17 protein-coding genes are annotated in these 17375 nt (G+C 70.4%); 2 read left to right on the plus strand and 15 right to left on the minus strand.

The features are described 5' to 3' along the window. Positions 1 to 57 precede the first annotated feature (57 nt). The 10 genes from GO615_RS17270 to GO615_RS17315 form a co-directional block, all read right to left on the minus strand. Positions 58 to 378, minus strand: a complete 321-nt coding sequence (locus GO615_RS17270; protein ID WP_169130303.1) for a (2Fe-2S) ferredoxin domain-containing protein — start codon at positions 376 to 378, stop codon at positions 58 to 60. 70 nt (positions 379 to 448) lie between these two features. After that, complete coding sequence (locus GO615_RS17275) at positions 449 to 1528, minus strand: VanZ family protein (RefSeq protein ID WP_169130306.1); 1080 nt, start codon at positions 1526 to 1528, stop codon at positions 449 to 451. Positions 1529 to 1649: 121 nt separating this feature from the next. Continuing rightward, positions 1650 to 2651, minus strand: coding sequence for a DUF4438 domain-containing protein (locus tag GO615_RS17280; protein WP_169130308.1), 1002 nt, complete (start codon positions 2649 to 2651; stop codon positions 1650 to 1652). Between the two features lie 180 nt (positions 2652 to 2831). Then, positions 2832 to 3653 (minus strand): hypothetical protein, encoded by an 822-nt coding sequence (locus GO615_RS17285; protein ID WP_169130310.1) that lies wholly within the window; start codon positions 3651 to 3653, stop codon positions 2832 to 2834. A 24-nt stretch (positions 3654 to 3677) separates the two neighbouring features. Beyond that, positions 3678 to 4769, minus strand: a complete 1092-nt coding sequence (locus GO615_RS17290) for a hypothetical protein (protein WP_169130312.1) — start codon at positions 4767 to 4769, stop codon at positions 3678 to 3680. 27 nt (positions 4770 to 4796) lie between these two features. Continuing rightward, positions 4797 to 5417: a hypothetical protein gene (locus GO615_RS17295; RefSeq protein ID WP_169130314.1), complete on the minus strand. Its 621-nt coding sequence runs from the start codon at positions 5415 to 5417 to the stop codon at positions 4797 to 4799. A 33-nt stretch (positions 5418 to 5450) separates the two neighbouring features. After that, positions 5451 to 7433 carry a hypothetical protein gene (locus tag GO615_RS17300; protein ID WP_169130317.1) on the minus strand — a complete coding sequence of 661 codons (1983 nt, stop codon included), beginning with the start codon at positions 7431 to 7433 and terminating at the stop codon, positions 5451 to 5453. Between the two features lie 36 nt (positions 7434 to 7469). Then, complete coding sequence (locus GO615_RS17305) at positions 7470 to 8735, minus strand: hypothetical protein (RefSeq protein ID WP_169130319.1); 1266 nt, start codon at positions 8733 to 8735, stop codon at positions 7470 to 7472. A gap of 34 nt (positions 8736 to 8769) precedes the next feature. Beyond that, positions 8770 to 9852 carry a transposase family protein gene (locus GO615_RS17310; protein ID WP_169130322.1) on the minus strand — a complete coding sequence of 361 codons (1083 nt, stop codon included), beginning with the start codon at positions 9850 to 9852 and terminating at the stop codon, positions 8770 to 8772. A gap of 25 nt (positions 9853 to 9877) precedes the next feature. Continuing rightward, positions 9878 to 11032 (minus strand): hypothetical protein, encoded by a 1155-nt coding sequence (locus GO615_RS17315; protein ID WP_169130324.1) that lies wholly within the window; start codon positions 11030 to 11032, stop codon positions 9878 to 9880. Between the two features lie 559 nt (positions 11033 to 11591). On the opposite strand from GO615_RS17315, the gene GO615_RS29215 reads away from it, so the two are divergent. Further along, entirely contained in the window at positions 11592 to 12125 is a 534-nt protein-coding gene (locus tag GO615_RS29215) for a LuxR C-terminal-related transcriptional regulator (protein ID WP_169130327.1), read from the plus strand. A gap of 87 nt (positions 12126 to 12212) precedes the next feature. Here GO615_RS29215 and ubiT read toward each other — a convergent pair whose 3' ends face one another. The 4 genes from ubiT to GO615_RS17340 all read right to left on the minus strand — a co-directional run bounded on the left by ubiT (position 12213) and on the right by GO615_RS17340 (position 15618). Then, positions 12213 to 12716 carry a ubiquinone anaerobic biosynthesis accessory factor UbiT gene (gene ubiT, locus GO615_RS17325; protein ID WP_169130329.1) on the minus strand — a complete coding sequence of 168 codons (504 nt, stop codon included), beginning with the start codon at positions 12714 to 12716 and terminating at the stop codon, positions 12213 to 12215. 25 nt (positions 12717 to 12741) lie between these two features. Then, a complete protein-coding gene (locus GO615_RS17330) occupies positions 12742 to 13638 on the minus strand; it encodes a U32 family peptidase (protein WP_169130331.1) in 897 nt (298 codons plus the stop codon). Positions 13639 to 13643: 5 nt separating this feature from the next. Next, positions 13644 to 14657 (minus strand): ubiquinone anaerobic biosynthesis protein UbiU, encoded by a 1014-nt coding sequence (gene ubiU, locus GO615_RS17335; protein WP_211167199.1) that lies wholly within the window; start codon positions 14655 to 14657, stop codon positions 13644 to 13646. Between the two features lie 139 nt (positions 14658 to 14796). Further along, entirely contained in the window at positions 14797 to 15618 is an 822-nt protein-coding gene (locus tag GO615_RS17340) for an ABC transporter substrate-binding protein (RefSeq protein ID WP_211167200.1), read from the minus strand. A 282-nt stretch (positions 15619 to 15900) separates the two neighbouring features. Here GO615_RS17340 and GO615_RS17345 point away from each other — a divergent pair, with 282 nt between their 5' ends. Beyond that, positions 15901 to 17004, plus strand: a complete 1104-nt coding sequence (locus tag GO615_RS17345; RefSeq protein WP_169130335.1) for a substrate-binding domain-containing protein — start codon at positions 15901 to 15903, stop codon at positions 17002 to 17004. A 4-nt stretch (positions 17005 to 17008) separates the two neighbouring features. Here GO615_RS17345 and GO615_RS17350 read toward each other — a convergent pair whose 3' ends face one another. Then, on the minus strand, positions 17009 to 17353 hold the full coding sequence (locus GO615_RS17350; protein ID WP_169130337.1) for a hypothetical protein: 345 nt from the start codon (positions 17351 to 17353) through the stop codon (positions 17009 to 17011). Positions 17354 to 17375 lie beyond the last annotated feature (22 nt).

A 17375-nucleotide genomic window follows, 5' to 3' on the forward strand; every position in this document is an offset into this window, starting at 1 on the left:
TGCGCGCGGTCCCGCCAGGCGGGACTGAGCGCGTCTTGGGACGGCCCGGCGACGCGCTCATGGATTGTCCGCCAGCCGCAGGCGTTCGACGATGCGGCCGTGCACGAGATGCTCGTTGATGATCTCGTCGACGTCGTCCTGGTCGACGTAGGTGTACCAGACGTTGTCCGGATACACGACCAGCACCGGGCCCTCGTCGCAGCGGTCGAGGCAGCCGGCCTTGTTGATGCGGATCTTGCCGCGGCCCTTGAGGCCGAGCGCGGCGATGCGGTCCTTGGCATAGGTCTGCATCACCGTCGCCTTGTGGTCGTTGCAGCAGGTGTTGCCGGGTTCGCGCTGGTTGCAGCAGAAGAACACGTGGTGCTTGAAATAACTCATCGGGTGCTCCGGAAGGGGGGACGCGGCGGCGGGCCGTTCCGCAATGCGAGCGATTATAGCCGCGGGCCGCTCAACGCCGCGTGAGATGCTCCCCGCGCCACAGGCCCACCGCGGACAGGTAGGCGAGTGCGAGGAAGGGCCACAGGTTGGCGCTGAGTTCGGTGAGGCCGTGGAAGTTGAGGAAGTTGCCCTGGCCGAGCATGCGGTGGCCGACCTCGAAGTAGGGGTTCTCGGGCAGCAGGTTGGTGAGGCTGGTGGCCGCGAGCAGTGCGACGCCGGCCAGCGCGTGCTGCAGCACGCTCGCCAGCAGCAGTGCGGCAGCGAGCGCGAGCAGCCCCAGCAGCAGGCCCTGGCGCGTGCCCGGCGTGAGCCACAGCAGCGCTTCGCCGGGGAGGTAGAAGGATGCGGTCGCGATCGACTTGGCGCCGATCCCCAGCAGCAGGAGCAGCGCGATCGGCCACGGCGAGGCGCTGCGCATCATGCAGCGTGCGAACAGGCCCACGCCGAGGATCGTGATCGCGACCTGCACGGTCTCGAGCAGGATGTAGCGTTCCGGCTCGAAGTGCAGCGGCGTCGGCAGGCCCAGCAACTGGCGCAGGTCGCCGCTGCCGAAGAGCACGCGGTCGGGCGTGAACTGCGCGAGCAGCCACAGGCCCAGCAGGATCAGCCCGAAGTCGCCAATGTGCCCCGGGATGACGCGCGCCGAGCGCCAGCGGTGCAGCCAGCCGCTCTGGTCGAACAGCGGATGGCCCCAGCGTGCGCCGGCGAGCGCCCCGAGCAGGGCGCCGGTGACGTTGCAGGCGAGGTCGACGTTCGACGGTACGCGCGTGGGCAGGAAGTTCTGCGTCACCTCCATGCCGAAGGACAGCAGCGCCGCGGCCAGCGTCGCGATCGCGACGCCCGCGCCGCGCCCGAGTCGTTGCGGCAGGGCCGGCGCGAGCACGAAGCCGAAGGGCAGGAAGCCGAGCACGTTCAGCACGATGTCGGCGCTGCGGTAGTACTTGGGCCAGGGGGCGGCGAGGAAGTCGAGCAGGGGCAGCCCGGTCGGCCGCCAGCCGGTCAGCGGGTGCAGGCAGGCGTAGACGATCAGCAGTCCGTAGGCGAAGGCGAGATGGCGCGGCAGGGATGAAACGGCACGCGCGAGAGGCATCGGCGGGTCGGGGCGCTGGAGTCGTGGAGCCTCGATTCTAGCCCGAACAGGTTTCAGCGCGCGCCTGCGGATTCGAGCCGGGCTGCGCGTTCGCGGGGGCCGCCCGCGATGCTCGTTCTGCTCAGAACGCCAGCCGCGGCGGAGCCTCGCGCACGACGCAGCGTTGCCGGCGATCGCTTTCGGCGAGGATGGAGCGCTCGCGCGGCACAGCCGCCCGACGCACGCCGAAGATCTCGGCGAGGTTCGCACGTGCGTCGTGTACCGGGCGCAGCAGCGCGGCGGGGCCGGTGAGCAGCGGGGTGACGCCGGGCCCGTGGCCGCTCACGGTGCTGTCGCCATGCACGATCACGCCGATCGTCACGCGCCCCGACGCGTACAGCGGGCCGCGGCGGGTATCGGCGTCGGTGATGGCGACCATGTCGCCGAAACGCAGGCTGCCCAGGCGGTAGCGTGCGCGAGTCGCGCGGTCGGCCAGCTGGATGTCGTAGTCGCCGCGCCACGCCGTGTTCTTGCCCAGCCCCGAGCCCATGATGCGGGCCGGCACGAGGTGCGTGACCGGCACCTGCAGGCGGCCGTCGCGTTCGACGAGCCCCCAGCGGCGCAGCAGGCGGGGGGCGCAGTTGAGCACTTCGATGCGCGGGTGGTCGGCAAGGCGCAGGCCCTGGCCGTGCGACACGATCTGCACGCGGTCGCCGATCTGCAGGCGCAGCAGCACTTCGGTGGGGAAGTCCACCAGCACGTGGTTGATGCCGCCGTGCTTGCCGGTGACGAGGCCCACCTTGCCGCTGCAGGGGCCGCTGACGATGCGGGCGAGATTGCCGACGCAGGCGTAGGTGATGAGGGCGTTGTTCGGTCCGTCGCGCGGTCCGACCACCTCGCGGTTGTTGTTGTGCAGGGCGGCGCCGGGTTCGATGTGGTCCCCCGCCAGGCCCACGCAGGGGTCGCCGATGCGCTGGTTCAGCACGATGCCGCCGGTGCCGGGGAGGACGCGCGGCACGCCGTCGTGACCGACGCGGTAGGCCGATGCGCGGGCGACGGGGTGGGCGACCTGGCCCTGCACGGAGACGGCGACGAGTTCGTCGGCGTTGAGGCGCGGCGTGGAGGCTTGCGCTCGGGTGTTCATGCGTCTCCCCCGCTGGGTTAGTGGTCTGCTTCGCAAATGCCGGGACACGAAAGCGCGTCTTGCGACCCGTGGCGGCGTTGCTCATCCTCGCAATAGCTACTGCTATTGCTCCGGTTCGCGCCTTGCCTCAGCTCGCAATCCATCGCTTTCGTCCAGTCCCTTGATTTACGAAGCAGACCACTAGATGAGATACCACCAGGCGCGGGCGTCGCGCCACGGATCGGTCGCGGCTTGCGCGTGCCCGCCGGCGAGCTCGTCGCCGCCGATGGCCCGGGGGGCGTCCCCGAGGGCGTCCCCGGTCATCACGTGCACGACCGCGAGGGGCGGCAGGCGCTGCACCATGCTCGCGAGTCCGGCCGCGGCGAGCGCGTCACGCAGCAGCGCGCGTTCGGCGGCGAACAGGGAGTCGGGCGGCACGGGGTCGAGGCGGGCGGTGTGCAGGTCGAGGCGATGCAGGGCGCGGACCGGCCACGGATTGTCATCGCGCACGTGTGCGGTCAGCACCACGGCCGCGTCGAGGGCGGCGGACAGCGCGAGGGTGTCGAGGCTTGCCTGCAGCGGATCCCACAGCAGCGGCCAGCCGTGCCGCAGCTCCGCCTCGCCGTCGCCCGCGCGGCCGGCGAGGCTTTCGGCGAGGCTCTCATAGCGCTCGAGCAGGCCGGCATCGGCGTGATCCTTGAGCTGCGATTCGGCGAAGCGGTCGCCCACCCAGCGGAACGGCCAGGAGCCCGCATCCGTGTGGTCGCGCAGGGCGATCCAGGCGCGCAGGACGTCGTCGCGCGGCTGCAGCATGTCGGGCGCGGGCGCGTCCGCCAACTGCGGCATCAGCAGTTCACTGGCGTCGATCAGCTGCCAGAAGGCGCGCGTGAGCCAGGGCTCGGTCACCCAGGTGAGCCGCAGCGCCAGTTCCAGTCCCCAGGCCGAGCCCAGCACCAGCGCGGGGTCGAGCACGCAGGGCAGCTTGCGGCTGCGCACCGAGACGAGGAGGTCGTCGGCCAGCATCGCGCATCACGCCCGCTGCGCCGCTCAGGCGCTGACCGGCTGGGGCACGCCCAGCACGCTGTTCAGGGCCGGCGTCACGCCGGGGAAGCCGCGGCCTTCGGGCGTCATGCGGTAGGCGGCGATCCAGGCCTCGGCGTGGGCGCCCATCGGGCGGATCACGCTCTGGAACAGGATCGGGTCGATCGCGGTCTTGAAGTCGTTGTCGGCGACGAACTGCAGGATGCGCCGGCCGCTCTCGGCCATCTTGGCACGCTGCGAGGGCTCGGCGACGCCGCCGAGGTGGCGGTTGGAGACGATCTCGACGACGTCCCACTTGGTGTTGGCGTCGAAGGCCTTCTTGATGTCGGGCGCGTCGAGGAGCTGCAGCACGGTCTTCAGGTAGTGGCCGGTCTCCATCGCCAGCGCGAAGATGTTGCCGTAGGTGGAGCGGTCGAGCGCGTAGCGCAGGTCGAGGCCGATGCGCTGCACGGTGGCGACGCTGCCGAAGGGGCGCTGCTCGATGAGCTGGCCGCCGCGGATGACTTCGCCGATCAGCAGGTCGCGGAAATACTGGCCGACGGCAACCATGAAGCCGACGATCTGGCGATGGAAGTTGCGATTCACGACCGCGCCCGCCGGCGCCTGCGCGGTGCCGTAGTTGAAGGCGCGGCGGTAGGCGATCATGCGGTCGTTGAGGGTGTAGCGCAGCGGCGTCCATTTCTGCAGCAGGTACAGGCCGCGCGCGCCGGGGCCGCGCTGGATGCGCATCTTGCCGAGGCGGAAGAGACGCAGCAGCACGTCCATGACCTGGAAGATCTTCATGCGCTCGTGCTGGTAGATGTAGTACAGCTCGGCCGCCGCATGCAGCTGGCTGGGCACGACCGCGTCGTCGAAGTCGGGCTGGATGTACGGATAGGCGATCTGGTCGAATTCCGGCGCGCCGTCGTCGCCGAAACCGATCAGGTCGAGGAAGCCGTCGCGTCCGCTGCCGTTGGCCGCACCCTTGAGCAGCTCGCCGAAGCGCTGTTCGAACTGCTGTTCGAAGGGCTGGCGCTGCTCGGGCGGCAGATTGGCCAGCTGGTCGCGCAGGAAGGTTTCCCAAAGGCGCTGGATGGTTTCGGTGGTCTGGAAGCTCATGATTTCGCTCCTGGGGGCAGACGGGCGTCAGGCGTTTCCTTGGTCGTCCGGGAGATCCAGCGCGGCGATCTCCACGCACAGCTGCTGCATCTCGGCCCAGCGCCGGCTGCGGTGGGCGGGCGTGGGGTCGTCGAATTTGCGCAAGGCGCGGTCGAAACGGTCCTTCAGCTCGGGCGGCAGCACCGAGCGCACGGCGTCGGCCGTGTCCGAGCGGCGCAGCGCCTCGATCGCGACGTCATCCTTGAACTGCTTCGGCTTGCCCACGGTCTCGTCGGGTGTGGCGTCGAGCGCTATGCCTTGGGCCTGGATCAGGATGCGCAAGGCCGGGGCGACGCGCGCATCGATGTCCGGTGGCGGTGCTGGTGGCGGGATCGGGGTCGATTTCAGGTCTCCGACGATCTGCGTCGCGGTGATCGCCAATTCGGTCTTGATCTGGCTGAGTGTGTCGATCTTCGACTGGTCGATGTGGGCGGGAAGTGCACCGACTTGCGCACGGATCGCTGCGAGGTCCGGCGCCAGCGGCGCGATTGCGCCGGGCAGGGTGCTCACGACGGCGGTGCGAATCTCGGACAGCACCGTGGCGCCGCCCAGCGCGCGCGACAGGGCGCGATCGATGCGGTCATGGAATTTCGGAACGTAGGCGAGCATGGCGTGACTCCTTGCGAACCCGGCGCGGGGCGGCTAGCGGCGCTTCTGCAGGGCCGCGACGCGGTTCGGGCGGCCGAGGCCGGTGCGCTCGACGTTGTCGATGAAGGTGTCGAACGAGGTCTCCAGCGCGGGCGGCAGGTCGATCGGAGCCTCTTCGCGGCACACTTCGCCGGCGACCGCTTGCGTCGCAATGTCGACGACTTCGCGCAGTTGGCCGAGCGAGATGTCGATCGTGCCGCAGTTTGCGATCATCGTATGGACGAGGTTGTCCCAGCGGGTCTCCATTTCGCGCTGCAGGCACAACTCCTGCTCGATCACGCCGACGTAGGCCTCGACCTCGCCGTCGCCTTCGACGAAGACGTCGGCCGCGCGCAGGCGCGCGTCGCTGCGCACGATGGCCGCGTACAGCCTCGTCAGCGTGACGGCGTCGGTGCTGCCGGTCACCCCTCCGGGTAGCGCTGCCCGCCGGTTCACGACGTCGTCGGTGTCGGGCAGGCCGGCGGCCGTCAGTGCCGCGATGATTCGTGCTGCCAACTCGCGGATGCGACGCACGGCGGTGCGCATGCCTTCGTCCGTCGCGATGTCGATCGACGGACGCAACACGTCGTCCGCCAGCTCCTCAAGACGCTCGATCACCTTCTGGTCGAGCGCGGTTGCTGCGGGGGTGCGGCATGGGCCGGCCGCGGCGATCACCGCATCGATCACGAAGCCATAGGCCGACGCGCGCCGCTCGGTCGCGCCGAAATCGGAGAACCCGAGCGCGTACAGGTCGATCGCGCGGTCGAGGTCGTACAGCACCTTGTCGAGCAGCACGAGGCATGCGCGGTTGCTCGTGCAGCAGCTGCCGGCGTGGCAGTCGAGCGTCTCGGCGAGCATGCCGCGGCGCGTGATCAGCTCCACGAGGCGGCGATCGGCGTCGTCCATGCCGGTGTTGCCGTACAGGCCGTAGAACAGGATGGGCGGACGGGCGATCTTCATCAGGCGGAAGCCGCCGGCGGAGTCGAAGGCCGAGGCGAAGAACTGCAGGGCTTCGAGGTAGGCATAGAGCGCAGGCGACTCCGGGCTGATGCCGCGGCGCGCCACCTTCACCATGCGGCGGAAGCGTTCGAGCGCGAGCAGGGCCGTGGATCCTACCGCGCGCAGGCCGTCCGAGGTGTTGTCGCCGCTGCGCTGAACGAGCTCGTCCATCGTGCGTGCCAGTTCCGTCTCCACCAGCAGCGAGCGCAGATCGTTCTGGCCCTGCGCCTCCAGCAGCTCGGTGAGCTGGCGATAGGCGTCCAGGCCGCGCGGCCAGTCTTCCGGGCCGTAGGCCATCTGCGTGCTGCCGACGAGATTGCGCAGCGCGTAGATCGCCGCGTCGCGCCGCGTCTGCAGTTCGCTGTAGGCCACCTGCGGCAGGTAGCGTCCGCCGCCGAAGCCGATGTTGGCGAGCGCCTCGCCCATGATCACGAGCAGCAGGTTGGCCGCCTCGTCGAGGCTCTGCGCGAACTTGCGGAAGTTCGCCACCAGCGCCGGCGTGTGTGCGCCGACCAGGCGGGCGAGGCGGGCGTAGTCGTTGAGCTGGCGGCGCATCGCGAAGCCCTTGTCGCGGTTGCGCGGGTCGAGTGCGAAGCGTGCCGCGTTGTAGCCTTCCGCCAGTGCCGTGCGGATCGCCTGCGCCCAGCCGTGCAGCTCGGGCTTCACGTCCTTGAGGATGGCGTCGGCGGTCAGGCTGCGCAGGTCGCTTTCGATGTCGTCGGTGGCCTGCTGCCACTCCGCGCCGCTGGCCGCGGACTGCGTCGAGACGGTCGCCACCGGCGCGACCGCCTGCAGGAAGGGCAGGCCGCGCGATTCCTGCGTGATCGCCTGGGCGCGCGGGTCGCCGCGGTAGCGCTCGAGCAGCGCCTGCGCCACCTGCTGCGGATCGCTCGGGTCGCCGACCTTCAGTTCGCGCCGGATCAAGTTGTCCAGCACCAGGCGATCCTGACTGGTCGTCAGGGCGGTTGGATTCGATGAGGAAGAGGCGTAGCTGGGCATGTTCGGATCCTCGTGGTGAAAATGGCCGGGCCGGCGCTATGCGACCCGCCGCAGGGGCGTGCGCTGCGAGCCTGTTCCGTTGAGCTGTTCGATCACGCGCCGAGCGAGCACGGGGGCGGTGATGCGGCCGTGCCCCAGTGCGTAATGCGCCGCGCTGACCAGATGGCGGGGCGCCAGCGGGGGCCGCTGGCCCGCTTCGATCTCGCGGGCGCCGGCGCGGATTGCCGCCTCGTCCTCGCGGGCGAAGGGGATGATGTCCACCAGCGCGCGCTGGGCGAGGTTGCGCCGTGTCTGGAAGGCGATCTCGTCGACGACGTCGGGAATGATCCGCGGCGCGCTGCTCATCAGCGGCGCCGGGATGCGGTGGCCGCGCTGCGGGCGGTATAGGCCTTGCCACACACGCAGCAGCTTCGTCGCGTCGGCGGTGAAGCCCAGCCGCCGCATCATCTCGGCCAGCAGGTACACGCGCAGGTAGGCCGTGGGATGGGCGCCGCCGGGGCGGTAGGTCATCGTGCGCGGCTGCGGGTGGGCGAGGAAGTCCGCCATGCCCCACGCCGCCGCCGGTCCGCCGAGCAGGATCGCGGCAAGATCGGCGAAGATCTCCTTGTGCCAGCGGCCATACACCGTGGACAGGAAGGGATCGCGCGTGCGCCCCATGATCCGGCGCAGCACCGCCTTGCGGTTTTCCTGCCAGATCCCCAGGTCGGCCTGCAGGTTGTGCGCGACCTCGTGCAGGAACACCGACTGCCACGGCTGGTCGCGGTCCCACGGGATGCGGATCAGCGGGAAGGGGTTGGCTTCGCCCAGCAGGCGCGACAGCTGCACGCCGCGGCGCATTGTCGCCGGTGAATAGCCATGCTCCATGTAGCACACGGGTTTGAGCAGCGGCGCGTCGAAGATGCGCGGCGCGGCCTGGCGGATCGCCTGGTAGCAGTCGTCGGCGATGACGTCGTGCGCGGCCAGCGCGGGGCCGAAGCTGGTGCCGCGCTGTGCGAACACCTCGTAGAACATCCCGAACAGGCGTCGCGCGCGGTCCAGTTCGCGCTCGACCAGCGCGACGTCGATCAGCACGCGTTGCGGCGGGCGCCGCTCCCAGCCCTCGTGCAGGGTCGCGAAACGTGCGCGTATGCGCTGTTCGACGGCCGCCAGGCGTTCGTTGGCGACCTGGAAGTGGCGCGGCGAGGGGGCGTAGGGCATGTCCTGCGGCCGCAGGCCGACGAAGGCATTGTCGATCCGCGCGAGCCGCGACAGGCGGGCCGACAACCCGTTGATCTTGGCCTGGAGGAATCGCCGCAGGTCCATGATGTCCGCCTCCGATGGCGCCCGGAATGCCGGCTCAGCGTCCGCGGATGGTGATCGTCACCGGCCCGCGCAGGCGCATCGTGCGCACGCCGCAGTGCGGGCAGCCGCCGACGATCGTGGCCGGGGCGCGGCGCACGGTGGCCGTGACGACGCGGCGGGCGACGGGAGCGACCGTGCGGGCGATCACGCGTGCCGCCTGTCCGCGTGGCGTCGCGCGACGCGCGGGGGCCACCAGCGGGCGCGCGAGGCGGCTCACCGCCTGCGGCTGACGCACGACCTGCTGCGCGACGCGCTGCACCACGCGACCGGCCGCGCGTGGCGCGATGCGCCGGCGCTGCACGATGCGGCGTGTCGCACGCACGGCGCGCGCGACCGCCCGTGCCGCGGTGGGGCCCTGACGGCGTGCCGCCGTGCGGACCGCGCGTGCGACACCACGCACGACGGCGCGGCGCACCTGCGGCGCTGCGCGTGCCACCGACGGCAGCGCGCGGCGCACCACCATGCCCGCAAGCACCGGCGCGGCGGCGTCGATGCCGTCCTCGTCCAGGCCGTCGACCAGCTCGTCGAACACCTCGAATTCGTCGGCGCCATCCGCCAGCAGGCGTCCGGCGACATTGGCGATGCGGCCGATCAGCTGCGCCTGCGGAATCGGCAGCATGCTCGCGAGCGGCCCCACCACGCGCGCGGCGCGGCCGATGCCGCGGCCGACACCGCGTGCGATGCGCCCGAGGCGGCGGAAGAACTCGTCGCCGTCGGCGGCGTCCATCGCTTCGGCGACGACGTCGTCCATCGCGTCGACCGCATCGCCCGCATCCCAGTCGTCGGCGGCATACTCGTCCATCTCGTCGCCCGCGTCGCCGAGTTCGTATTCGTCCGCCTCGTCGTACTCGTCGAAGCCCTCGCCGCCACCGCCTCCGCCGCCCAGCAGCCCCGCGGCGACGCGCCCGACACCGCCGAGCAGGCGGCCAAGAAACTCGTCGTCGCCTTCGTCGCCGTAGTCCTCCGCGTCGTACGCGTCCTCGTCCATCTCGTCGTAGGCGTCCATCGCGTTGCGGCTGGGGCCCTCGGCCGCCTCGTCCATGAGGTCGTCCATCACATCGGTTTCGAATCGGTCCATGGTGGTCTCCTTTCTGCGGCTGGGATCAACGGGGGGTGATCGTGAGGGTGGCCGGCCCGTTGATATGGATGACGCGGCGTTGGCCGGTGCCGCCCGTCGGCATGCCGTGGCCGATGTCCGTGGGGCGGGCGAGCGGCCGCGGCGGGCGCGCCCGGGCCCGGGCCAGGCTGGCGGCCATGCGCGGGCTCTGTGCGACACGCCGGGCCGCCTGCGGCAGGCCGCGGCGCACGACCTGCACGGCGCGTTGCGGGGTGGGCGCCTGACGCTGCGCCACGCGCGTCGCCGAACGGGCAAGGCCGGGCAGCGCGCGCACCGCCTGCGGGCCGCGCGAACGCACCAGCTCGCGTGCCGCCGCAGCCACGCCGCGCACCAGCGCCCGCCGGGAAGCCATCGACAGTTGTCCGACGTTGCGGAAGCCCAGCCCGCGCGCCGCCGCACGTGCGGCCAGGCCGACCGCCGCCGGCAGGGCTTCGTCGATGCCGTCCTCGAGGTAGAGGTCCGCCACCGCGTCGAAGGCGTCATCGGCGCCCTCGCTCTGGCCCAGCAACTGGCTCAATTGAGCGAACAGGCCCTGCGCGCCGCCGGCCGCCTGGCCGAAGGAACCGGCCAGCCCGCGGGCATGGCCCGCTGCGCGTCCGACGCCCTGGGCGGCGCGACCGACCTGCCCGAGTGCGTTCGCCGCGCCCGGAGCGCCGAGCATGCCGGCAAGCCGGGCAGCGGCCATCGCCGCCGGCGACACGGCGCCGGCCACCCGGCCGACGCGTCCGGCAACCCGCCCTGCCTGGCGCGCGAAACCGCGGGCGCGGCCGGCGATGCGGGCAACGCCGCCAAGGCCGCGGCTCATGACGCCGGCCGCGCGTCCCAGCCCGCCCAGCAGGCGGCCGAAGAACTCGTCGTCGTCGGCCGCGTCGAGCGCATCGGCCACCTCTTCCTCGAACGCGTTCCACAGCGCCATGTCGTCGACGCCCTCGTCCGCGCCTTCACCGAGATCGACGGCGGAATCGCCGAGGTCCGCGGCTTCGTCGCCGGACAGCTCCTCGCCGGCTGCGTCGTATTCGTCGGCAAAGGGATCGGAGCCGAAGTCCGCGCCGGCGTCCGCCTCGTCGAACGTGGCGGCCTCGTCCATGCCGTCGCCGACCGCGTCCGCGTCATCCATCAGGTTCGTGTCGAATGGTCCCATCGCATGCCTCCGCAATCGATGCTGCCGCAGGGAGGGAACGGCGCGGCCCGCCCTGGGCGCATGCCTGATCCCGCCATGGCTGCACTCTAGGCAGGGGCGGCCGCTGGCGAAATCGCGCGATGTCGCTAGTCCGGAAAGGGGCGCCGGTGCGCGCCGGCGGGGTTGCGGGAGTGCCGATGGGGGCGGCAAAACGGGGGCGCGTGGACGTCCGCGAGCGGGTGTACTAGCTCAAATTGGGTAGTCCGTTTATACCGTCTTCTGGGACTTGCGCTTTGCCGGGGCGTATGCCAAAAAGACAAAAACTTCATACCAAAGGGATGCGTCGCACCCCCGGCAGAGCGACAGATCGACCCGATCCCGTGGTCGAGGCGCAGTCTTGCTTGTGCAATCGTGGTGCAGCGCCGGACATTCCGCGCGAGAGCGCACGTCGAGCGAGGACGTCGCGGCGAACCGCCGCTGGCGTCTTCATCCGCACAGGTCAAAGAGGAAGAGACATGCAGCTGGGATTCTGCTGGGTCGGGCGTCGGGCAAGGCCGGATTTCGCGCGAGCGCCGTCGTCGTGACCGCCCATCGCAAGGATGGGGGTGAGCCGTTCGGGGCGCATGCCCGGGAGTCGGAGGGGGCCGCGCGCTGCGATGCCGGACGGGAGATCGGGCAGATCGAGCTGGCCGGGCGCACCTGCCGCGTCGTGCTCGTCGACGGCCTGATCCCGGGCCACCTCACGACCGGAGGTGCCAAGGGCGTGCGCCTGACCTATGTGGACGGCGAAATCGCCCACTTCGAATTCGAGGGGCACCGCTACGCGGTGGTCGCGGACCCTGCGGGGCGTCCGGGCGTCGGCCCTTCCGCCGAAGCGCTTGCCCATGCCGCGCCGGACATCGCCAGGGTGCTGACCAGCCGGGAACTGCAGATCGTCCAGCTGCTGTGCATGGGCTATCTGACCAAGCAGGTGGCCGATCGGCTGCGCATCAGCGAATTCACCGTGCGGTCCTACCTCAAGACGGTGTATGCGAAGCTGGGGGTGCGTTCGCGTGCGGCGCTGGTGTTCCGCTACATGAAGACCTTCAACGGCGGGAACGAGCGGCTCGAATGAGCCGGCGCCGGGCGCCGGCTGCGCGCCAGGGCGCGGTCGCGCAAGGGGGGCGGGGCGCGGCCGTGCGGCCGGCGCCCCGTGCTCGCGTCAGTGCGCGCCGAGCGACTGCTGCGGGCGGTTGCGCGTCAGCGGGTTCAGGCGGCGCAGCACGCTGGAAGGTGCGTATTCCGCGTGCAGGGCGTCCCAGTCGATCGCGTCCAGCGTGTTCTTGACCAGCAGGCCGAGGTCGGTGGCGCCTTCCATCAGCAGGCGGCGGCCGAAGAACAGCGTGTCGGGGTCTTCCTCGCGCAGCGCCAGCGCGATGTAGTCGCGCACGTTGGCAGTGAGCGTGAGGTCGGGCTCGCCGCCGCTCGCCAGCGGTACGAAGCCGCGCGGGCCGAGGGTGAAGTCCAGCGTCAGGCCGGCGTCGCGCACGCGCATGCGCAGGTGGCGGCCGGTCAGCGACTCGAGGTCCTCGCGCGACAGCACGCGACCGAGCGCGAGGTTGAGCGCCGTGGTCAGCGCCAGCGTGGGCGGGCGCTGCGGCAGGTGCGACGCGAGGCGCGCGAGCGGCGCGGGGAGCGTGAAGGCCGGGATGCGGAAGCTGCTCATCGGATGTGACTCCAGGAAAACGAAATCAGGCGGAGACGTACTGTTCGACGCCGGGGCGGCCGTGCCAGAAGCCGTTGCACGGCGCCTCGACCATCAGCGCCTTGCTCTGGCCGAAGGCGTCCTGCGGCGACAGCTTGCCGGCGACCGCGTCGCGGAAGAGCTCGAGCACGCGCACGGTGTCGTCGCCCTGTGGGCTCACGCGCAGCACCTGGGCGGTCTCGCGCAGCTTGGGCAGGTCGCCGAGCAGGTTATGCACGCGTGCCGACTGCGTCTGCACGCCGTTGAGGGTCAGGAAGGCCTCGCCTTCGCGGGTGCGCAGCACCAGGCCGTCCTTCATGCCCAGGCAGCGGAACTCGCAGGTGTCCTTCTGCAGGTTGTAGTGGCGGGCGGTGAAGCAGCGCGCCGAATGGGCGAGCGGTAGCCGCCCCCAGGCGAGCACTTCGGTCTCGATCGCGGGGGCGCCGGAGGCGAGGAGTTCGGCGAGCACCGCGCCGGACATCTCGGGCGGCGCCATCCAGCGCGTCGCGCCCGCTTCGGCCAGCATCGACAGCGTCTGCGGGTTGAAGATGTTGAGCGTCGGGCCGGCGATCCAGTCGCGGCGGCCGGCCTTGGTCAGCAGCTGCACCGCCGACATGTCGTTGGCTTCGACGCGGAATTCGTCCTGCGCGACGACGCGGCGCAGGGCCTTGAGGTCGGATTCGGATTCGATCAGCGACTGCGAGGACAGCACGGCTTCCTTGCCGGCGGCCTTGAGCATCGCCGCGACTTCGAGCCAGTCTTCGGCGCGCAGTTCGTGGCGGCGCGAGCACACCGTTTCGCCGAGATAGACGATGTCGGCGGGACTTTCCGCGACCTGTGCGTAGAAGTCGAGTGTCTGCTGACGCGACCAGTAGTAGAGCAGGGGACCCAGGGCAATTTTCATCGTGTTCACTTCCACGGCCGGTAGTACGCGCCGAGCGTGTGGCTGCGGCCTTCGGAAACCTTGTCGAGTTCGGCGATCCAGGCGGGCTGCACCTTGAAGCCGTCGGCGTCGCGCATGACCTTGTCGATCGCCTCGCGCCAGACCTTGGTGACCTGCGCGACGTAGGCCGGGCTGCGCTGGCGGCCTTCGATCTTGATCGCGCGCACGCCGGCGCGGGCGAGTTCGGGCAGCAGTTCCAGCGTGTTGAGGCTGGTCGGTTCCTCGATCGCGTAGTAGGTCTCGCCGTTCACGTCGAAGCGGCCCTTGCACAGGGTCGGGTAGCCGGCGCGCTCGCCGTCGTCGAAGCGGTCGATGAGGATGCCGTTGAGCCGTGTTTCCATGCCCTTGGGCGTCTGTTCCCAGCGCACGTGCTTGCCCGGCGAGCAGGCGCCGTTGCAGTTGGGCGATTCGCCGGTCGCGTAGGCGGACAACGCGCAGCGCCCTTCGACCATCACGCACAGGCCGCCGAAGCCGAACACCTCGATCTCGACCTGGGTGTTGGCGATGACGTGCTGCACCTGCGGCAGCGACAGCACGCGCGGCAGCACCGCGCGCTGGACGCCGAAGCGCTCGGCGTAGAAGTTGATCGCCTCGTAGGTGGTCGCGGAGCCCTGCACGGAGAGGTGCAGGCGCAGCTGCGGGTGCTTCTTCTGCGCGTAGGCCATCAGGCCGGGGTCGGCGACGATGATCGCGTCGATGCCGAGGTCGGCGGCGCGGTCCACCGCGGCGGTCCAGCCGGACCAGTTGCCGGCCTGCGGATAGGTGTTGAGGGCGACGAGGACCTTGCGCTTGCGGTCGTGGGCGTAGCGCACGCCTTCGGTCATCGCCTTGGCGTCGAAGTTCAGGCCGGTGAAGTTGCGCGCGTTGGTCGCGTCCTTGAAGCCGAGGTAGACGCAGTCGGCTCCATGGTCGACGGCCGTCTTCAGCGCCGGCAGGCTACCTGCCGGGCAGACGAGTTCGATTTTCGTATTGGAGGTCATGGCGGGGGTTGGGGAAAAAAGCTCCGCAACCATAGTTCGCCGGCGTCCGGCCCGCGTTGACGGGAATCAAGGGGTGTGGCGTTTCGGGGGCACAAAGGCCGGGGCACGGCCCGCGTGCGTGCCCCCGGCACGGCCTTGCTTACTTCGTCGCGTTGGGGAAGAACAGCTGCTCGCCGCCGATCTTGTACTCGGCGATGGCCGTCTGGCCGGCCGGCGAGACGATCCAGTCGATGAACTGCTGACCCATTTCACGCTTCACGTGCGGGTGCTTCGCGGGGTTCACGAGGATCACGCCGTACTGGTTGAACAGGCGCTTGTCGCCCTCGACGGCGATCGTGAGGTCCTGGCGGTTCTTGAACGACAGCCAGGTGCCACGGTCGGCGAGGATGTAGGCGCCGAGCGAGGCGGCCATGTTGAGCGCGGGGCCCATGCCGGAGCCCGAGTCGCGGTACCACGGGCCCTTCGCCTGCTCGAGGTCGATGCCAGCCATCTTCCACAGGCGCAGTTCGGCCGCGTGCGTGCCGCTCTTGTCGCCGCGCGACACGAAGGGCGCCTTCGCGGCCTCGACCTTCTTCAGCGCCTCGACGATGTCGCGCCCGCCGGCGACCCTGGCCGGATCCGCCTTCGCGCCGACGAGGATGAAGTCGTTGTACATCACTTCCTTGCGCTCGACGCCGAAGCCGTCGGCGACGAATTTCTCCTCGGCGACGCGGTCATGCACGAACACCACGTCGGCGTCGCCACGGCGCCCGGTGTCGAGCGCCTGGCCGGTGCCGAGCGCGACGACGCGGACCTTGAAGCCCGCCTGCTGCTCGAAGCGCGGCAGCAGGTGGCCGAACAGTCCCGACTGTTCGGTCGAGGTGGTGGATGCGACGGTGATGAATTTGTCTTCGGCGTGCACGGCGGCGATGCCCAGCAGGCAGGCGCAGGCGAGGAGCAGGGGGCGGAACAGATTTGCCATCAAGGGTCTCCGTGGTCTTATGGTTCCAAGCACTTGTACCAAAACCCGCGCAGGCGTGCCCGGACTGCGCCAGGCGTGGTGTGGTGGCCTATGCACGGTGTTGCATAGGATGGCGGGAGCTTCTCCGCGCTGCGGCCGCCGGCATGCTGCAGGAATCGCCTCGTGGCGCGGTGCGCTGCGCCTGGTGAAGCGGCAGAAAGACCTGTTGCTTTTTGTGCATGCGCGGCATGCGTGCGCAGGACCGCGGGCAAGGGCGAGGGGATTTTCGGTTAAGCTCGATGCATGGGCGTGACACTCGATTACCGTTTCGTCGCCGGCAGCGAGGATGCGCAGCCGGGCGGCGCCTTGCAGCTGGGCAATCCGCTGACCGCGATGCTCGACGCGATCCGCGTGCAGGGCTCGATCGCCAGGGCAGCGGAGCAACTCGGGGTGTCCTACCGCCATCTGTGGGGCGAGTTGCGGCGTCACGAGGCCGCCTTCGGCCAGGCGCTGATCGCCGGCGGGCAGGGGCGCGCGGCGCGGCTGTCGGAGTTCGGGGAAAGGCTGCTGTGGGCCGAGAAGCGCGCGCTGGCGCGCCTGCTGCCGCAGGCCGAAAGCCTGGCCGGGGTGCTGGACCGCGAGCTGCTGCTGGCGGTGGATCCGGGGCTGGACGTGATGCGCACGGCCGCGAGCCACGACCTGCTGTTCGGCGGCTTGCGCGATGCATTGCTGCGCGATGCACGGGTACTGCTGGACGTGGATTACGTCGGCAGCACCCAGGCGCTGCAGCGGCTCAACGCGGGCGGCTGCACGCTCGCCGGCATCCACCTGCCGCTCGACGACGAGAAGCTGTGCCGGCGCGGATCGCTGATCCATGCCGCGATCGGGCGCGAACTGCGCCTGGGCGTGCACAAGCTGATCCGCTTCGCGCGGCGCGAGCAGGGCCTGATCGTCGCGCCCGGCAACCCGCGCGGGCTGGCGGTGCTCGAGGATCTCGCGCGGACGGACATCGTCTTCGTGAACCGGCTGAAGGGTTCCGGCACGCGCCTGGTGTTCGACGAGCTGCTGGCGCGGGCGCGCATGTCGCCGGCGGCGATCGCGGGCTATGCGAGCGAGGAACACACGCACCTGTCGGTCGCCGCGCATGTGGCGGCGGGCAGCGCCGACTGCGGCTTCGGCCTGCGTGCGGCGGCACAGCGCTTCGGCCTCGACTTCGTGCCGCTGGCGCACGAGCAGTACTTCCTCGTGTGCCTCAAGGACGGGCTGGAGTCGCCGGGCATGCGCGCGGTGCTCGACGCCCTGCGCAGCGACGCTTTCCGTCGTCTGGCGGAGGCGCAGCCGGGCTACGACGCGGCTGCTGCGGGCGAGATCGTGTCGCTGCGGCGCACCTTGCCCTGGTACAAGTAGAGGGCTAGTACAACTCGGGGAAGCGTTCGAGCCACAGCCAGTCGACCGTGAGCACGAGTGCGACCAGCAGCGTCCAGGTGGCGAAGATGAAGCAGCCGGCCGCGGGCACGGCAAGGCCGAACTGATCCAGCGCGCCGCCGACGGCCATCGCGAACACCGTCAGGAAGCTCCATTTCGCGACGAAGCCGGGCAGATAGCGGCGCATCGCACGGTTGTGGCGGTAGTTCTGCTGGCGTTCCATGCGGCCGCCGCGGGTGACGTCGCGGAAGTACTGGAAGGGCCAGAGGTAACGGTAGAGCAGGTAGGGGAAGGATGGAGCCGCGTTGTGCCCGTCGATCTCGGTGCCCATGTGCCCCTCCCTTGGTCGCATT

Origin of the sequence: Aromatoleum evansii (assembly GCF_012910805.1) — a bacterium.
Taxonomy (GTDB): Bacteria; Pseudomonadota; Gammaproteobacteria; order Burkholderiales; family Rhodocyclaceae; genus Aromatoleum; species Aromatoleum evansii.